General features: G+C 40.0%; 19 protein-coding genes. 14 read left to right on the top strand and 5 right to left on the bottom strand.

Features of this window, described 5'->3' with window-relative positions; translation table 11 throughout:
- The first annotated feature begins 113 nt into the window (after positions 1-113).
- On the top strand, positions 114-1,193 hold the full coding sequence (locus LC586_RS23025) for an SGNH/GDSL hydrolase family protein (RefSeq protein ID WP_229486988.1): 1,080 nt from the start codon (positions 114-116) through the stop codon (positions 1,191-1,193).
- Between the two features lie 108 nt (positions 1,194-1,301).
- On the opposite strand, the gene LC586_RS23030 is transcribed toward LC586_RS23025, so the two are convergent.
- From LC586_RS23030 to LC586_RS23040, 3 genes are all read right to left on the bottom strand, one after another.
- Positions 1,302-1,988: an ElyC/SanA/YdcF family protein gene (locus tag LC586_RS23030; RefSeq protein WP_229486989.1), complete on the bottom strand. Its 687-nt coding sequence runs from the start codon at positions 1,986-1,988 to the stop codon at positions 1,302-1,304.
- The gene (locus LC586_RS23035; RefSeq protein WP_229486990.1) at positions 1,988-2,644 is read right to left on the bottom strand and encodes a DUF2301 domain-containing membrane protein; all 657 of its coding nucleotides are present in this window, start codon (positions 2,642-2,644) and stop codon (positions 1,988-1,990) included. Before LC586_RS23035 ends, LC586_RS23030 begins: the two co-directional genes overlap by 1 nt.
- A gap of 1,349 nt (positions 2,645-3,993) precedes the next feature.
- On the bottom strand, positions 3,994-5,838 hold the full coding sequence (locus LC586_RS23040; protein ID WP_229486991.1) for a tetratricopeptide repeat protein: 1,845 nt from the start codon (positions 5,836-5,838) through the stop codon (positions 3,994-3,996).
- Between the two features lie 359 nt (positions 5,839-6,197).
- Here LC586_RS23040 and LC586_RS23045 point away from each other — a divergent pair, with 359 nt between their 5' ends.
- Together LC586_RS23045 and LC586_RS23050 are read left to right on the top strand one after the other, a co-directional pair.
- Positions 6,198-8,024 carry a hypothetical protein gene (locus tag LC586_RS23045; protein WP_229486992.1) on the top strand — a complete coding sequence of 609 codons (1,827 nt, stop codon included), beginning with the start codon at positions 6,198-6,200 and terminating at the stop codon, positions 8,022-8,024.
- A 27-nt stretch (positions 8,025-8,051) separates the two neighbouring features.
- Entirely contained in the window at positions 8,052-8,957 is a 906-nt protein-coding gene (locus tag LC586_RS23050) for an RpnC/YadD family protein (protein ID WP_229486993.1), read from the top strand.
- 123 nt (positions 8,958-9,080) lie between these two features.
- On the opposite strand, the gene LC586_RS23055 is transcribed toward LC586_RS23050, so the two are convergent.
- Positions 9,081-9,266, bottom strand: a complete 186-nt coding sequence (locus LC586_RS23055) for a hypothetical protein (protein WP_229487003.1) — start codon at positions 9,264-9,266, stop codon at positions 9,081-9,083.
- On the opposite strand from LC586_RS23055, the gene LC586_RS23060 reads away from it, so the two are divergent.
- The 4 genes from LC586_RS23060 (at position 9,193) to LC586_RS23075 (ending at position 11,881) form a co-directional block, all read left to right on the top strand.
- Complete coding sequence (locus LC586_RS23060; protein WP_229487002.1) at positions 9,193-9,390, top strand: SemiSWEET transporter; 198 nt, start codon at positions 9,193-9,195, stop codon at positions 9,388-9,390. The genes LC586_RS23055 and LC586_RS23060 overlap by 74 nt on opposite strands.
- A gap of 175 nt (positions 9,391-9,565) precedes the next feature.
- On the top strand, positions 9,566-11,212 hold the full coding sequence (locus LC586_RS23065; protein WP_229486994.1) for a B12-binding domain-containing radical SAM protein: 1,647 nt from the start codon (positions 9,566-9,568) through the stop codon (positions 11,210-11,212).
- Between the two features lie 11 nt (positions 11,213-11,223).
- The gene (locus LC586_RS23070; protein ID WP_012411100.1) at positions 11,224-11,412 is read left to right on the top strand and encodes a CPXCG motif-containing cysteine-rich protein; all 189 of its coding nucleotides are present in this window, start codon (positions 11,224-11,226) and stop codon (positions 11,410-11,412) included.
- 19 nt (positions 11,413-11,431) lie between these two features.
- Complete coding sequence (locus LC586_RS23075; RefSeq protein ID WP_100900693.1) at positions 11,432-11,881, top strand: SRPBCC family protein; 450 nt, start codon at positions 11,432-11,434, stop codon at positions 11,879-11,881.
- A 22-nt stretch (positions 11,882-11,903) separates the two neighbouring features.
- Here the strand turns inward: LC586_RS23075 and LC586_RS40785 are convergent, their stop codons facing one another.
- Positions 11,904-12,032 (bottom strand): hypothetical protein, encoded by a 129-nt coding sequence (locus LC586_RS40785; RefSeq protein ID WP_267921717.1) that lies wholly within the window; start codon positions 12,030-12,032, stop codon positions 11,904-11,906.
- A 328-nt stretch (positions 12,033-12,360) separates the two neighbouring features.
- Here LC586_RS40785 and LC586_RS23080 point away from each other — a divergent pair, with 328 nt between their 5' ends.
- From LC586_RS23080 to LC586_RS23110, 7 genes are all read left to right on the top strand, one after another.
- Positions 12,361-12,588 (top strand): hypothetical protein, encoded by a 228-nt coding sequence (locus tag LC586_RS23080; RefSeq protein ID WP_306423281.1) that lies wholly within the window; start codon positions 12,361-12,363, stop codon positions 12,586-12,588.
- A 275-nt stretch (positions 12,589-12,863) separates the two neighbouring features.
- Positions 12,864-13,625 (top strand): beta-carotene ketolase CrtW, encoded by a 762-nt coding sequence (gene crtW / locus LC586_RS23085; protein WP_229486995.1) that lies wholly within the window; start codon positions 12,864-12,866, stop codon positions 13,623-13,625.
- A 100-nt stretch (positions 13,626-13,725) separates the two neighbouring features.
- Positions 13,726-14,706 (top strand): 7,8-didemethyl-8-hydroxy-5-deazariboflavin synthase subunit CofG, encoded by a 981-nt coding sequence (gene cofG, locus LC586_RS23090; RefSeq protein WP_229486996.1) that lies wholly within the window; start codon positions 13,726-13,728, stop codon positions 14,704-14,706.
- 187 nt (positions 14,707-14,893) lie between these two features.
- The gene (locus LC586_RS23095; RefSeq protein ID WP_229486997.1) at positions 14,894-15,082 is read left to right on the top strand and encodes a hypothetical protein; all 189 of its coding nucleotides are present in this window, start codon (positions 14,894-14,896) and stop codon (positions 15,080-15,082) included.
- On the top strand, positions 15,075-15,215 hold the full coding sequence (locus LC586_RS23100) for a hypothetical protein (RefSeq protein WP_229486998.1): 141 nt from the start codon (positions 15,075-15,077) through the stop codon (positions 15,213-15,215). The genes LC586_RS23095 and LC586_RS23100 overlap by 8 nt, the downstream gene beginning before the upstream one ends.
- A gap of 74 nt (positions 15,216-15,289) precedes the next feature.
- Positions 15,290-16,648, top strand: a complete 1,359-nt coding sequence (locus tag LC586_RS23105; RefSeq protein ID WP_229486999.1) for a P-loop NTPase family protein — start codon at positions 15,290-15,292, stop codon at positions 16,646-16,648.
- Positions 16,629-18,162 (top strand): tetratricopeptide repeat protein (locus tag LC586_RS23110; protein WP_229487000.1); only part of this gene is annotated, 1,534 nt, incomplete at its 3' end. The genes LC586_RS23105 and LC586_RS23110, both read left to right, overlap by 20 nt.

Genomic DNA, 18,162 nt, shown 5'->3' on the forward strand with positions numbered 1-18,162 from the left:
CTTTTGACTCTTGACTCTTGACTATTAACTATTGACTATCTTCTTATCTTCATGTGATGAAATATTTCTATCGTCTTTTAATAAGCCTATCTGGGTGTTTAATATTTTTACTGTTGCACAGTGGACTTGGTTTGTTGCCTAGTTTGGCGGCTGAGAAAGTTACTGTCAGATACGGATTGTTTGAGCAATCGATCCCTGTGGCAGATATACGCAACTATGCCGAAAACCAAAAGGCTTCTGCCGATCTGCAATCTTTCCTAGATTACCTCAGCGCGAAGGAGAAACAGAAGTTCCAAGATGCCCTTCAAGTAAAAATGTCTCTTGATATTGTGGCTTTAGATAAGCTGATAAATACAGGAATGGGCAAGCAAATTTTATCTTTTGCATCCCAAGCGATCGCCCGTCGCGATCAAGCCAGTACACAAGCCCTACGATCTGCCATTATCATAGGAGCAAAATCACCAGAAGGTCTAGGATTAGTCAGCTTTCTAGCAGCCTATCCCAGTAATCAACTAGTTGTTGATGTGTCAAAAATTTCTAAGCTAGTCGGCATGGCAAATTCCTCTTCTGGTTCTGCTGATGCACCTCCAAAGGACAATGTAAGTTCTTCCCCTTTAGGAAAAATTGCACTGCAATATCAAATACTTGCCGCCCAAGATAAACAATTCTCAGGTTGCTTATTTGGCGATTCTATTTCGGCTGGACTTGGTAATACTCTTGGGAATGATACTTTTAATTTTGCGTTAAATGGCTTGAGTACAATCTCATTACTGGAACAACTGAAAAGTTTAATTCCTACCAAGGTTACATGCGAAAAAGCTATTATTGCCGTCGGTGGAAATGATGCTTGGTATGGAATTAGTGATGAGTTGTTTAGCAAGAATCTGCAAGAGGCGATCGCACTTATCCGTACAATGGGTAATAAAGAGATTTTTCTCATTCCGGCTTTTTATTCAACAGTTGCAGCAAGCTCAGATCCAACTATAGCAGCCCCACTTTCTAGAGTTGAACAAATTAATGCTTTGATTAATCAAGTTGCTGAAACAGAAAAAGTGCCAGTTGCAGCAGCAGGAGTAGCACCATTGTATGAGAATAATGTTCTTAAAGAGAATTTGACGACCGATGGTGATCATCTGAACGCAGAAGGACTGAAAATTTACCGACAAGCATTATTCCAAATCCTGGAAAAGTAATATGATGTCGTCTAATTGCCTATAGTAAAAGCACCCCACCCAAATTAGGTCTTATCTAACATAATTCGTAATTCATAACTCAAAATTACGAGTGACGAATTATTAACTTTAGGCTTTCCAATTAAAAAACCGCGCATAAATATAAGCTATGCCTTCATCAATAATTGTCCGTACACCTTGGCTATAATCCCACCATTTATTTGGATCATAATCTCGTGTTTTGGCAGCGATCGCACCAACTTTGATGTTAGGGCTAAGTAGTTTTTTGAACAGCAACCAACTCCTACGGGTGTGAACGTCCAAAGAAAAAACATTAATTGATTGTAGCTTTAAATTGGAATCGGATAGCCAGCGATTAAATTCAGCAGCAGATGCATAACTACGATCCTTGATTACCACAGGTGTCGGAACAGCTACCACCTTCTCTGATTCTAAACCGAGTTTCTTGAAGGTGGCGGCTGACACTTCTGCAAAGTTCTTGTATTCGCTAAGATAAATTCCTTTTTCTATTGAGCCTCCCGTGGTAATTACTAGACTATAAGAACCGTTTTTAAATTCAGTCAAAGCTTGTTGTATGGCATAATCTGGTAGCCATCCTTCAACAACCAATACTTCTGCTGATTTTATAGGGGAAGTCACGGCGAGAAATGAGTGTACATGAGTAATAGTGAAAAATATTAAATAAGCAATCGAAGCGATTGCAATCGCCCACCCCTGAGCCGTAAGTGTCCACATTTCTTGGCGTTTTATTAGTTTGATTTTTGGAAATTTTTGACACCGACGATTTTTCTGCATTAAACCTTAGCTAAACGTTGCTCTTTCAAGTAAGTAAATACAGACTTATCTCCGATATCAGCAGGAATTGCTTGCACTGTTTTTCGCAGGGCAAATACCAAAAACAACGTTGCCCAAATTCCTAATAAAACACTTTCCCCCTGAGTTGGTAAAATTCCCACCAAATGTCCTAACAAGAGTAGCGGTACTATTAGGGTTAATACTTTGGTTTCCAGGCGATTGAAGCAAAAAGCCTCTTTAAAATAAATACCTGTCAAAGCAACGAAGATCAAACCAACTCCAAATAAGGTAAGAGGCTGATTGTAAACAGTGAGAGCTAAAGGTTCACTACTAGAGATTGCCAGAATCACTGATGCTATACTACCGATCGCCCAAAAAATTTGCAATATTCGGTGCAGTGATGCCATATAGATATGAATGGTAAATAAACTTACACCAAGAGCGAGACTAAAACAAGTATATAGAGGTGTAAGTGCGGTAAAAATAGCCGGGTTATTGTTGAGCAAAACCAAAGCACTGCCTATGGCAAAGCTCAGTGCTGCTACCATTAGCCCAGCGCGGTAGATAATTACGCCAGTGCGATCGCTCTGAGTAATTGTAAATTCCCCAAACTGACCTTGATAAACTTCTGGTGGAGGTAGTGTTTGCGTAGTCATAGTTAAAAATATAGTTATGATTTACTAATAGAGTACAACAGTAAATTGCTGAAGGGTTACTTTTATTATTATGGGCAATGAGACGAACTAAGTGTCACAATCCCTAAACTTTTAAGCCATTTTTGTAGTATTAGTTGACTTGACAGACGCGCTAGAGTCGTGAATTATCTCTACCATTTGACCAGATTTCCTTCGAGAGCGAAAGACATAGCAACTAGTAAAGCGGGCGTGTAAATCCAGCTACCATCTCAATTAACCAGACTAACAAGGGGCAAAATCCCCTTGTTAAAGGTAGGCAAACTACCGCCATATTATACTAGTAATTAGCAATGGTTTGTATAGTCTCTAGTTTAGCTGAGGACTTGATTCTAACATTAGACTTTAGCTGTAGACAGCAGATATTGACAAATTTAAAATTTAGTGGATATAAAACTTGAGCAATCAGATAACCCCATAATTAGTTGATATAGGAAAGTAAGGTGAGCGATGGCGCAAGCGCCCACCGTAGGTGATCGCATTTGTCTAAAGAATTGCAAAACTGTAGACTCTTTCTCGGCTTGTCGTCAGATATTGCTCTTTGTCGAGGATGTGCGATCGCTTAAAATAATTTCCTCTTAAATCGATACCGAACGCAATTAAGCACGCTACGCGATCGCCACTAGACAAACGACCATTGAATTACCATGCTGTAGTGATAGCTCATCTATTATTCACCTTTCTCGCTTTTAAAGTATTGCAACCTTTTGAGTACCCGTTGAATGTTATTCTCCAAGATATCTTCATGACTTTTGCGAGAGAATAATCTAGATGCTTACAGCATAAGAATTTCACCAAAAACCTTAATTTTAGCCATTCTTTTAGAAAATAAACGTTCAAACTCTCGCTCCATCTAAAGTTCAAAAATTTGCTCTTATTTTTATTTGTACAGAGGAATTAAAGAGCGATTATTTATCAAGAAAGGCAGAAGGCAGTTCTTGCTGAAGGCTTTTATGGAATTCTGATTCCAGCGCTGAAGCTCGTGACCGTAGCGAACTTGGGTTTAAGACACCCACCAAATTATAAATTTGGTGGCCCCAATTTAGGAGGGGTTTGAATCCCCTTCTAAATTGAACCTTCTGCCCTCTGCCCTCTGCCTTCTGCCTTCTTCAATTGGTTGTTAAGGGTTTACCAGTTCCAGCTTACTATTAAGTTTAGCGATGTCTTTGCCCGTCCTTTGTGCGAAAGTCTTTAACTTGTCGCAGTTGTTCAATCAGATTTGCACCCATGATTTTTTATCCCCTCGGCACTTGTAATTTTACGCCTTTTAGGGAATGAAACAGCCCTGCTTAGGGGTTGGGGGTGGGGTTCTTTTATTGAAGCTGTTCAATTAGCTCAATAATTTGTTGATAATACTGGATATTTCCTTCTTGGTAATACAAGTCTGCGGATTTCTGGAAATCCGCAATTGCTCTTTGAGAGTCACCCAGATTTCGGTAGACATCTCCCCGAAGGATGTAAGCTGAAGCCCAATGAGGCTGACGCTGTAAAGCGAGGTTCAAGTCTGTGAGCGCTCCCTGCAAGTCTCCCAATAGAGAACGGCTACGACCCCGATTGTACCAGTCTTCAGCAAAGCTGGGGTCGATCGCAATCGCTCGACTATAATCTTCTATTGCCCCTTGATAATCTTCTAGGGCATAGCGGGCATTAGCGCGATCGCTGTAAAATGCAGCAGATTGGGGATTTATTTGCAATGCTTGGGTATAATCTGCGATCGCACTTTCATATTCTTCTAAAGCATAGCGGGTAGAACCTCGGTTGTAATATGCTTCAATTAAATCGGGATTAATTTCTAATGCTTGATTATAATCTGCGATCGCTCCATGTTCATCCCCCAAAAGACGACGAGCATTTCCTCGATTGCAGTACGCTTGAGAAAATTCAGGAACAAGCTCTATTGCTTGGGTATTATCATCAATTGCTCCCTGTAAATCTTGCAGGGCTTCACGGGCAATACCCCGACCGTAATAAGCTGCGGCTAAGTTATCATTAATCTGTAATGCCCGATCGTAATCTTTAATTGCTCCTTTATGATCTCCTAAAGAACGACGAGCCGCCGCGCGATCGCAATATCCTTCGGATAAACTAGGATTAAGTTGTAATAGGCGATTGCTATCTTCAATTGCACCTTGATAATCTCCCAGTCGGCGACGAGCGTTCGCCCGAAAGCCGTATACTAAAGCTAGAGTCGGATTTTCTTGTAACGCTTGGTCATAATCTGCGATCGCACCCTCATAATCCCCAAGAGTACTACGGACAAGACCCCGCTCACAATAGGCTTGCACATCATCAGGATTGAACTTTAGGGCTTGGTTAAAATCCTCAATTGCTCGGTGATATTCTTTGAGATGAGCAAGAACCAGTCCCCGATTGTAATATGCTCCGGCAAACCTGGGATTGATTTCTAGGGCGCGGTTGAAATTAGCGATCGCACTTTGATACTCTGCTAAAGAGTAGTGGGCATTACCTCGGTTATGATAAGCTTCTGCCAAGTTTGGATCTAATTGTAATGCTCGGTCGTGGTCAGCGATCGCTTCGTGATAATTTCCTAAGATATGGTGAATATTACCTCGATTGCTGTAAGCTGCTGCAAAATTGGGATGCCACTGTAAAGCTTGTTGAAAATCAGCAATCGCTCCTTGATGATCGCCGCTCTCAAAACAAGCTACACCTCGATTATGATAAGCATTGGCAATATCAATATTGATATTATCAGCTAACTGGGTACTAGTTTCGATTGTTTGGATATAATCAGCGATCGCTTTGTCGTATTTTTCTAAGGCAAAGTAAGCATTACCCCGGCTGTGGTAAGATTGGGCGAGATTGGGATCGATTTGTAATGCTTGGTTATAATCTGCGATTGCTCCTTCGTAATCGGCTAAAAAGTAACGTGCATTACCTCGGTGATAATAGGCTGTGGCAAAATTGGGATTGATTTCTATAGCGCGATTAAAATCTGCGATCGCACTGCGATAATCTTTGAGTTGACCACTTAGAATAATCCCTCGATTATGGTAAGCTTCGGCATAGTTAGGATTGAGCTTGATTGCTTCGGTGTAAGCTGCGTACCCCTCTGGGGTTGCCGGAGGCATCGCTCCTTGATAATCCCCTTGCAAATTGTGGTTTAATCCTTGGTTTAATAATTCTTCAGCATTCATATAATTTTTTGGGATTTCAACATTCCCTAGCTTTCAGGCAACGGGATTTTTAACGATATGTTTTGAAAATCGTTCCAGCTACTATTGTGCCTCTTGCTAAGATTTTAATTCCTGATTTTCTGTTAGCCCAGATCAGTGCGACGTATTTCAGGCGACTTAAATAGCAGCAAGCACCGCAAATATAGCGTTTCCTAAGCACATAAGGTACATCATAGCCCCCTCATCGCTTGCGGGGAGGGGGTTGGGGGTGGGGTTCAGTGCCTACTCAACCGAGAACCGCTATAAAAACAGTGCGTGTCTGACTCGCCGTTTTTTACTGCTATTGCTATAGTAGCAGATAACACATTTAACTACGTACTATGACTACTGCTATCAATACAGATAAAGAGTATCAAAATCGTTTAAAACACTTTACTAGCCTAAAATCCAAATACCAAGCAACTAAATATAACGATTCATCACCCTCTAGTCTTCTGTATCTTATATTGCGAAAAGTTGATTTAGGAATTGAGCTAACTACATTAGAGTTTGATTGGTTAAGAGAGCAAGAACTTTTTGAAACAGTTGAAATCGTTTGCCAACAGCAGCAATATAAGTTAGAAGAACTTAGAAAACTAGAAAATGAGTTTTCCCATCTCAAATCTCAGTATCAAGTCCCTAAATTTGCGGCAGCTTTCCAAAATATTTCTATTATTCTGTACCCGATTCTCTGGAAGCTTCACTCAGAAAAAATTCTCACTAGTTCAGAGATTGAATGGTTAAAAAATAATGGGCTTAGTGCGACAGTTACCCTTGCTAATAAGATGGAATTTGAGAGGCATTTTTTTATTTTAAAGATAAAGTATCAATCTACTAAATACCAAGGTTCATCAATTAATAGTCCACTATATAAAATTCTCAAAAAGCTGGAAATTCAAGAAAGAATAAGCGATCTTGAATTAGACTGGCTGATAAAGCGAGAGCTATTTGAGACAGCAGATATTTTTCAGCAACAGGAGTTAAAAAAAGAAGCTCAGTTTGCTGAATTAAAAGAGAAATACCAAGCGATTAAACATCCAGATTTATCATTATTTAGCCCGTTATATCTAATACTGCAAAACATTGATGCAAAAAATAACTTGAGTGAGTCAGAAATTAACTGGCTCGAACAACAAGGACTTAGCGAAACAATTGCCATTGCTCAAGAATTGGAACAAACACGAGAATTTGCTGCATTGAAAGCTAAGTATAAAGCAACTGAGTATCAGGATTCAACGCCTAAGAGTCACCTGTATAAAATTCTCAAAAGGCTTGAATTGTCGAATCAGTTAGGTGAACAGGATATTAACTTTCTCAAAAAACGCAAGCTGACTGAGATTATAGAAATTGCAAATGAAAAATACGCCTCTACCCTAAAATCTAAGATAGATTTCGGAGAACTACTTAATGAATCAGAAATTGAGTGGCTGAAAAATAATAGACGTGAAGATATAATTGTTCTCGCTCAACAAAAGCACTTCGCTATTCTCAAGAGAAAATATGGATTGATAGATCCTTCACTTCCGCTAGAGCCATTTTACGCGATCATGGTCAAACTAGAGAAAAAAGAACGGCTAGATCCTAAGTTGGTTTTGCAGCTTATGGAGGAGGAACTATTATCTCCTGGCGGGAAAATTGCTCTTGCGTATTACAGGCTAGAAGCAGAGTTTTATGAGCAGGAATTTCACCGCACTGGACATAAATGGGATATTCCCACAGTTAGTAGTTATTGGCGCAAAGCAAATGAACCTGAACAGGCATTAAAACTTACTAACTTAGACTTTAGCCAAATCAGAGAAAGCAAGCTCAAGTCAGCAATTTCAGTTACTAGAGGTGCAGCATTCAGAGATATGGATAACTTAGCTGATGCAGAGATTTGTGCGAAAAATGCTATGGAATATCACCCTGACAGTTATCAACCTTACACATTGATGGCAGCTATTGCTCATGATAGGGGTGACTATGCAAAAAGAGATTATTGGTTTGAACAAGCAATTAAACGCGGTGCTAAAACTGAAGATATAGATGATGAGAGAAAACGATTAGTCAGGAGTACAAAAGATGAGAATAAACGACATGAGGCAGCAAAATATTTACTGAAAAAAGATTCACAACGCTACTCTTGGGCTAAGTCTTATCTCAAAAAATCGTTAGACAATGGTAAATAAACTGGTTTGTATCACCAAATTACCAACATGACCAGATTTATTCACGACCAATTTGCCAAAGACTACCTCGAACAATTACTCACTCCTTACGGCGAAGTCCAAGCAGCTAGACGAGTCGCAGGAGAAGTTAGACAAATTGACGTTTATTTCATCCCTAAACCACAACCAAGTAACATACCAGAAACACTCGGATTATTAGGTAAACTTGTCACTACCCCTTCTCTACTTGAACCATTTCGCAACGCAGCATCAGCTATAGAGATTTGTGATTGCCTCTTAAAATTATTAGAGGTACGTGGCGATTTACAACGACAGTCCAATCGAAATAAAACACGCATTCTAGAATCTGATTTACCAAAATTATGGATTCTTACCCCCACAGCATCAGCGCAACTCTTATCAGGATTTGGTGCTAACCCAAAAGTTGACTACCTGCCTGGAATCTACTTCATGCCAGAATATTTGCGTACTGCGATAGTAGCAATTCATCAGTTGCCATCTATCTCAGAAACCTTATGGCTGAGAATCATCGGTAGAGGGAACGTTCAAAAGCAAGCAATTGACGAATTAGAAGCGCTTACTCTTGATAATCCTTTCCGAAAAGCAGCGTTAGAATTGCTGTACAACTTGCAACAAAACTTACAATTCACTCAAAATCAAGACGAGGAAGATAGGGAATTACTTATGCGATTAGCACCACTTTACCAACAAGACCGAGAACAGGCGATACAAGAAGGTGAACAACGGGGACTCGAAACAGGAATTCAGCAGGGAGAACGTTTGGTGGTGGAAAACTTGCTCAAAGTTCGCTTTGGTGAAATAGATAATGAGCTTCAAGCAATTATTGAACCTTTGTTGACGTTACCACCAGAAGAGTTTACGCCTTTACTGTTGCAGTTATCCCGTGAAGAATTAATTGATAGGTTTTTCTAGTGTCAATTACATATCCTTTAGTGATTAGGGTAAAGAGTTAAACTCTTTTCCCTTTTTATTTTTTCCACTTTCTACCTTACGTTACAATGTCAAATCGAAGACATTAATACAGTATGATAAAAATCAGTTTATAAGTTTTTTAACCAATGAAAACTTTATTTTATAGGTTTGCATCGCAATGGATTTTCTGACAATTCTAGGATTAGCGGCTGCCACAATAACCACAATCTCTTTTTTGCCACAGATGTTTAAAACGTGGCGAACAAAATCAGCAAAAGATGTTTCTATGGTGACGCTGGTTACATTCATAACTGGTGTTTTTTTGTGGTTAATCTACGGAATTTATCTACAAGCTTTGCCAATTATTCTTGCTAATAGCGTGACATTGTTATTTAACTTGATAATTCTATGGCTTAAAATTAAATATAGATAAAGAAGCCCTGGCGGCTAGAAATCGCGGCTACACAAACTCTCATCAGCCTGCGCGGACTAAAATCAAACCCACGTTCGCATATCATCTCGTAGAAAAGAGAAGGAAAAGTGGTTTTTGCCTCTATAGGCGCGAATTCTATGAGACTGTATTATTCAAACACCCCTAAAAAACACCTGTGACATCATCTGTATTTACTTCTGAACGCCTCCTTTTCACCCCCGCCACCCCAGACACCGACGCTATCCCCATCATTTTTGCCTTTCCCAATGAGTACAGCGTAGGTATCACTAGCCTGGGCTATCAGGTAGTTTGGGCAACTTTGGCAATGCGTGATGATGTGCAGGTGAGTCGCCTGTTTACAGACACTCACGAACAACTCCCCAGAACCCCGGAAATAGTCGGATTTTCAATATCCTGGGAACTGGATTATGTGAATATTTTAAATTTGCTGGAATCTTTAGAAATTCCCATTCTGGCAACTTCTCGTGATGATTCTCATCCGATAATTTTTGGTGGTGGGCCCGTTCTCACAGCGAATCCCGAACCTTTTGCAGCTTTTTTTGATGTAATTTTACTAGGAGATGGCGAAAACCTCCTGGGAAATTTCATTGAGGCGTACAAAGAAGTTAGAAATGCTTCTAGACAAACTCAACTAAAAAGACTTGCACAAATCCCAGGAATTTATGTACCCAGTTTGTATGAAGTCGAATATCACAGCATAGATGGTGCAGTAAAGTCAATTAAACCAATTTCTCCAGAAATTCCCGCAGTGGTGCAAAAGCAAACTTACAGAGGAAATACTCTATCTGCATCGACTGTAGTCACCGAAAAAGCCGCCTGGGAAAATATTTACATGGTGGAAGTGGTGAGAAGTTGTCCGGAAATGTGCCGCTTTTGTTTGGCGAGTTATCTCACACTGCCTTTTAGAACAGCCAGTCTTGAAAGTTCATTAATTCCTGCCATTGAAAGAGGTTTAGAAGTCACAAATCGGCTAGGATTATTGGGGGCTTCTGTAACTCAGCACCCAGAATTTGAGACTTTGCTGGATTATATTAGTCAGCCAAAGTACGATGATGTCCGTCTCAGTATTGCATCAGTGCGAACCAATACCGTAACAGTGCAGCTAGCAGAAACTTTGGCGAAACGAGACACGCGATCGCTTACCATTGCAGTAGAGAGTGGTTCCGAAAAAATCCGCCAAATCATCAACAAAAAGCTGCATAACGACGAAATTATCCAAGCGGCGATAAATGCCAACGCTGGCGGATTAAAAAGCTTGAAACTCTACGGAATGGCAGGAATTCCCGGTGAAGAAGCAGAGGATTTAGAACAAACTGTGGCGATGATGCGTAATATCAAAAAAGCTGCGCCGGGATTGCGCTTAACATACGGATGCAGCACCTTTGTACCCAAAGCACACACACCGTTTCAATGGTTTGGGGTGAATCGTCAAGCCGAAAAGCGGTTGCAGTTTTTGCAAAAACAGCTAAAACCACAAGGGATAGAATTTCGCCCAGAAAGCTATAATTGGTCGATTATACAGGCTTTGTTATCGAGAGGCGATCGCAGAGTGTCCCAACTCCTGCAACTTACTCGTGACTTTGGCGACTCTTTGGGTAGCTACAAACGTGCTTTCAAACAACTCAAAGGACAAATCCCCGATTTAGATTTCTACGTCCACGCCGAATGGTCAACAGAACAAGTATTACCTTGGAGCCACTTGCAGGGGCCTCTGCCACAGTCTACACTACTAAAGCATTTGGCTGATGCAAAGAGTTATATCAACCCATCCCCCAAGGAACTACAGCCATTGAATTCCTAGCTGAAAACTTGATGCAAAACACAGCCGAGTATTACTGCGCCTATTGCGGCGAACCGAACTTAACTTTTATTGACTTGAGTGCTGGAGGACAGCAATCCTACGTTGAAGATTGTCAAGTTTGCTGTAACCCAAATATTTTGTATGTGCGGGTTGATGAAGATACCCTAGATATCGAGATTGATACAGAATCCGAAAGTTGAATTTTAGGTTTTTCTTTCCATGCTGCACTTTAAACATTCCTCAGTAATTAATGCCCCACCAGAAGTAGTTTGGAAATTTCACGAAAGGGCAGATATTTTGCAACTGCTGAATCCACCTTGGCAGCCAGTCCAAGTGGTTCGTCGTGAGGGGGGACTGAACGTGGGCGCTATCACAGAATTTCGCCTGTTTCTCGGCCCATTACCCTTAACTTGGTTAGCGCGTCATACTGAATGTGAAAAATATCGCCTATTTACCGACGAACAGATATCTGGCCCCTTTGAATCTTGGGTACATCGACATGAATTTGAACCGGAAGCTGGCAAAACTAGGCTGACTGATGCTATTTCCTTTTCTATGCCTGGTGGAGGAACAGTTGAATTTGTCAGTGGTTGGTTAGTGCAAGTACAACTAGAAGCTATGTTTCGCTATCGCCACTATGTAACGAAACGAGAATGTGAGTCGCAATAGCAGAATGTGCTGGTAGCAAAAATTAATTAGCCTGATTTTTTAACCCTTGCCGGGAAACCCACTTTATTAAACCAGGGAACAAGCGATACAAAGCTTGCGATAAATTCGCCCAACCAAGCATCGCACCTGTAATCAGTACCGTAGGAGTCATACTTTAAGTTTGAAAAACCTATTTACTGTTTATTCGTCTGGTTAATAACACTCCAGAAACCTTCTAACTTTTGTTAGATTTTTTCTCATATCCAAAATATTTTTTTAATGATATTACAAGTTCTAATTAGCAGTTGTTTCGTAAAAATACCTCTGCTTTATAGGCTAGTAAAAGCTATTATTGAACTTTTGTTAGATAAATGTTTGCTAAACTCCTTAAAATCTCATTCTTTAGAGTTGCTTCTACTTTGAAACTAGAGACAGATAGCGTCAAATTGCTAAGTTAAGTAATATGAATAATGTAATGAACTTCTTAAATTAACTTAATAATGGCAATTTATGTTAGTGATCAAACTGAAAGTGCATACAATGGCAAAAATTGCAATGCTGCTGAACTTGTGCTAACTCCTCAGCCTGAATTTTGGAGCGATCGCTTAGGTATGATTGGTTTTCTAGTTTACCTACCTTGGGAACGGCTACAGCCTAGTGCAGTATGTACCCGCACTCATTTCCTATACTCCCCGTTAATATTGACTGTCTTTGTTACAGACTGTTAACAAAGGATCAAAGATAAGACGCTGGTTATTGTAAATACCAGGTTCAACAGTGTCCCCACTCATATCACCCAACCTTTTAACCGAAAACAGTTTTTAGAATAGCAGTTGCTTGTGTAATACTAGTTAAAGTATCTTAATATTTCTATATATTTTCCAGCAGTGGCATTGGCCAGTGCAAAAAATTGACCACTAACAGATTTTCTCGGTTAGTTGTTTTTGTCATGACTATATTTTATTTTTGAAATTTTCACCTGAATGCTAGGCGGAGTAAAAGCGTGATCCAGTTAGAACAACCACCCAGTCATCAAACAAAACGGACTCCAGTAGTGAAAAGTAAATCTCAGTTTAAAGGGCTTTTCATTGCTATTGTCATTGTTAGCGCATGGGTTATTAGCCTGAGTATATTACTTTCACTTGACATCTCCAAGCTGAAATTTTGGATGTTATTGCCTGTTATACTTTGGCAGACATTTTTATATACAGGATTATTTATTACATCTCATGATGCCATGCATGGGGTAGTATTTCCCCAAAATCCCAAGATTAATCATTTTATTGGAACATTGACCTTATCTCTTTATGGTCTTTTGCCATATCAAAAACTCCTGAAAAAACATTGGTTACACCACCACAATCCCGCAAGTAAAATAGACCCGGATTTTCATAATGGTAAACACCAAAATTTCTTTGCTTGGTATTTTCATTTTATGAAAGGTTACTGGAGTTGGGGACAAATAATTGCGTTGACTATTATTTATAACTTTGCTAAATACATACTCCATATACCAACTGATAATCTAACTTACTTTTGGGTGCTACCCTCGCTTTTAAGTTCATTACAATTATTCTATTTCGGGACTTTTTTACCTCATAGTGAACCAATGGGAGGTTATGTACAGCCTCATTGTGCCCAAACAATTAGCCGTCCTATTTGGTGGTCATTTATCACATGCTATCATTTTGGCTACCACGAAGAACATCACCAATATCCCAATGTTTGTTGGTGGCAGTTACCAGAAATTTACAAAGCAAAATAGTTATTGTTTATCTAATATCATGGCAAATGGCAGCAACAGTCACCCAGTAATCTATATAGTTTGAACAAGACATTCTTTTAACTAATAGATTATCCTGCTTATGCCAATTAATAATTCTCGTCTTGTTACCTACAGCCCTGCTTATACAATCGTTCCTACTTACGAGTGCTTTAATCGCTGTAGTTACTGCAACTTTCGCAGCGAACCGGGTAAAAGTCCCTGGATGAGTATTTCAAATGCAGAAAGTATTTTAAAGCCACTTCAAAGCCAAAATGTCTGTGAAATCCTCATCCTCAGTGGTGAAGTGCATCCCCATTCGCCAAGGCGTCAGGCGTGGTTTGGGCGGATTTATGATTTGTGCGAGTTAGCGTTTTCAATGGGGTTTTTACCGCATACAAATGCAGGCCCCCTGAGTTTTGAGGAAATGCAAAACCTTAAGCGTGTAAATGTTTCGATGGGGCTGATGTTGGAACAGTTAACGCCAACATTGTTAAATAGTGTACATCGGCACGCACCGAGTAAATTACCAGAAGTTCGTTTACAACAATTGCAATGGGCGGGAGAGTTGCAAATTCCCTTTACAACGGGGTTACTGTTGGGAATTGGGGAAACTGTAAATGATTGGTGGGAAACCTTGGAAGCTATATCTGACATGCACCAACGTTACCATCACATTCAAGAAGTTATCCTGCAACCTCATAGTCCAGGACATCAGCAAACCTTTGATGCACCACCTTTTAACCCTCATCAGTTACCAGAAGTAATTTTTAAGGCGCGTCAGATTTTACCGCCAGATATTACTATTCAAATTCCGCCCAATTTAGTTAAAGATGACCTATGGTTACTCGCTTGTATCGAAGCTGGTGCGCGAGACTTGGGTGGAATTGGGCCAAAAGATGAGGTAAATCCCGATTATCCTCATGTTCAGGAACAGGCATTGAGAGAAATTTTACAGCCTGCGGGGTGGGAGTTGATGGCGCGTTTACCAGTATATCCCCAGTTTGATGGCTGGTTGTCGGGGGAATTGCAAAAATTGGTGAATCGGTGGCGAAAAACTTTAACTCCGGCTTTTCTTGTGTAATAACAAAGAAGTAAAGATTTTTTCCTTCCCTGTTAGTGTCTTTGTTAATGACAGGACTTACGCAAAGGTAACGTATTTCCGTCATTGCAAGCGTTGCGAAGCAATCTCATCAAGACTGGGATTGCTTCACTACACTGCGTTTCGTTCGCAATGACCAATCATTGCTGCGTAAGTCCTGAATGAGTCTTTGATACTCGCCGACGAGTCTTTGATACTCGTGAATGAGTCTTTGAGCTTCATTAATGAGTCTTTGATACTCGTGAATGAGTCTTTGAGCTTCATTAATGAGTCTTTGATACTCGTGAATGAGTCTTTGAGCTTCATTAATGAGTCTTTGATACTCGTGAATGAGTCTTTGAGCTTCATTAATGGATGAGTCTTTAATACTCGTTAATGAGTCTTTGAGCTTCATTAATGAGTCTTTGATACTCGTTAATGAGTCTTTGAGCTTCATTAATGAGTCTTTGATACTAGTCAACGAGTATCAGAACTTCACTAATGAATTTTAGGGCTGCTGATTACCCAATCCCCAGTCCCCGCGTAAACTTGCGTTATCATCACACTAAACTGGTAAATTCTACCTATGGCTCAGGATTTTGCAACTTTAAAAAAGATATACAACGTTTTTGACCCATTTCGTCCCTTGCCCGCAGGAGATGCAGCTTATGTCAATTGTCAGGAGGTGCGAGGAGATGGCGACATTTTGGTAGAGGTGGGTAATGAGATTTTGTTGTCAGACAGAAAGACTTGTCAACTTTATGCTGGTCATCGGGGTGCAGGTAAGTCAACAGAATTGCTGCGTCTTCAGAAAAATTTAAACGATCAAGGTTGCTTTGTTGTCTATTTTGCCGCCGATGAAGAAGATATCGAGCCAGAAGATGCCCAGTATACAGATATTCTCCTTGCCTGTACACGACGTTTATTAGAAGCATTAAAAGATGCTAATCGTGAACCTTTGGTGTCATGGTTGAAAAGCCGCTGGGATGATTTAAAAGATTTGCTACCTGACGTATCTTTAGAAGGTCTGGAGGTAGAGAAGGAAATTCCTCTTTTTGCCAAAATCACAGCAAAATTGAGAACCGAACCCAGTCTCCGCCACAAAATCCGCGATCGAGTTAACCCCCACACCCAAACTTTGATTTTGGCTTTGAATCAATTTATTGAAGATGCAAAAAAGCGCTTACCTTCACAATATTCTCAATTAGTAGTCATCGCTGATAACCTAGATCGGATTGTACCTATAGTCCAGGAAGATGGACGCAGCAATCATGAACATATTTTTTTAGACCGTAGCGAACAACTCAAAGCTTTAAATTGTCATCTAATTTATACAGTACCGATTTCATTGGTGTACTCTAACCGCGCTACAGATTTACGAGATATCTATGGTAGTGATGCTCAAGTTTTACCAATGATTATGGTGCAAACTCCTAAAAATGAAAGTTATCAACGAGGAATTAATAAAGTCCAGGAATTGTTGCAAAAGCGGGTTAGTCAGATTGATCCTAAACTTTCTATTTCAGATATGTTTCAGCAGCCGGAAGCTTTACAGCAGCTATGCTTAATGAGTGGAGGTCATGTACGGAATTTGCTATTATTAATGAAGTCAGCAATTAAATATACTGATAATCTACCTATTTCGACGAGAGCTTTACAACGGTCAATTAGCGAAACTAGAATTGTCTACAGAAATACAGTTTATGCGGATGAATGGCAAGCACTAGCCAAAGTTCATCATTCTAAACAAATAGTAAATGATGAACAACACCGTAACTTATTATTCAATCGCTGTATTTTGGAATATCGCTACCGTGATGATAAAGAACAAATTCAATGTTGGTATGATATTCATCCCTTAATTAAAGGAATTAAAGAATTTCAGGATGCTTTTAATGATTTGAACCCTAGTGAGACACAGCTTGATGAAACTGGAACTGACTGATTGGGATAAAGATTTACCACCGGAACCAGAAGAATATCAAGCATTAGTCCGTACTCTTAAGTTTACAGAAGGCTTTGGCTTGTTATTTGCCCGTTGTTCTCCGGCTGAAGGTGAGCAGTTAATTGGCAAAGTTAAAGAAGATATTACCGATAAAACTATTGAAGTTTTGCGATTAAAGCAAGCTGTTAGTAATTTATATGAAATCATAGACAAATTAGATAATAAAGAGCAGATAGATATTTTATTTATTACAGGTTTAGAGTATTCATTTTATGAATATGAAGAGTCTAAAACCTTGATAGGTTGGAATAGTAGAGATATTTATTCATATAGTTGGAAGAGTGTACCGCCTGTTTTAATTAACCTAAATCAACAGCGAGAACGTTTCAGAGATAGCTTTAATATTTGTTTTGTTTTCTTTCTACCTCTATTTGCTATTAAATATTTTATTCAACGCGCCCCAGACTTCTTTGACTGGCGTTCGGGGTTGTTTGACTTTCCTATAGATGCAGAAACTCTCAAGCAGGAATCATCACGTATACTCCAGGATGGAGACTATGAAAAATATCTCACGCTAACACCAGAAGAAAGAACTCAAAAAATACTAGAAATTCAGGAATTACTTGCAGAAAATCATCAAGTAACTAGTAGCCAAGCAGAATTACTGTTTGAACTGGGAAATTTGCATTCTAGTGGACAAGATTATACAAAAGCGATCGCATCCTACGACCAAGCACTGAAAATTCAACCAGATTACCACAAAGCTTGGTACAATCGGGGCATTGCGCTAGGCAATTTAGGACGCTTAGAAGAAGCGATCGCATCCTACGACCAAGCACTGAAAATTCAACCAGATTACCACAAAGCTTGGTACAATCGGGGCATTGCGCTAGGCAATTTAGGACGCTTAGAAGAAGCGATCGCATCCTACGACCAAGCACTGAAAATTAAACCAGATTACCACGAAGCTTGGTACAATCGCGGCTATGCGCTAGATGATTTAGGACGCACTGAAGAAGCGATCGCATCCTACGACCAAGCACTGAAAATTAAACCAGATAAACACGAAGCTTGGAACAATCGCGGCAATGCGCTAAGAAATTTAGGACGCACTGAAGAAGCGATCGCATCCTACGACCAAGCACTGAAAATTAAACCAGATTACCACCAAGCTTGGTACAATCGCGGCAATGCGCTAAGAAATTTAGGACGCACTGAAGAAGCGATCGCATCCTACGACCAAGCACTGAAAATTAAACCAGATTACCACGAAGCTTGGTACAATCGCGGCTATGCGCTAGATGATTTAGGACGCACTGAAGAAGCGATCGCATCCTACGACCAAGCACTGAAAATTAAACCAGATAAACACGAAGCTTGGAACAATCGCGGCTATGCGCTAGATGATTTAGGACGCACTGAAGAAGCGATCGCATCCTACGACCAAGCACTGAAATTTAAACCAGATAAACACGAAGCTTGGAACAATCGCGGCTATGCGCTAGATGAAATAT

Origin of the sequence: Nostoc favosum CHAB5714 (assembly GCF_020829495.1) — a bacterium.
Classification (GTDB): Bacteria; Cyanobacteriota; Cyanobacteriia; order Cyanobacteriales; family Nostocaceae; genus Nostoc; species Nostoc favosum.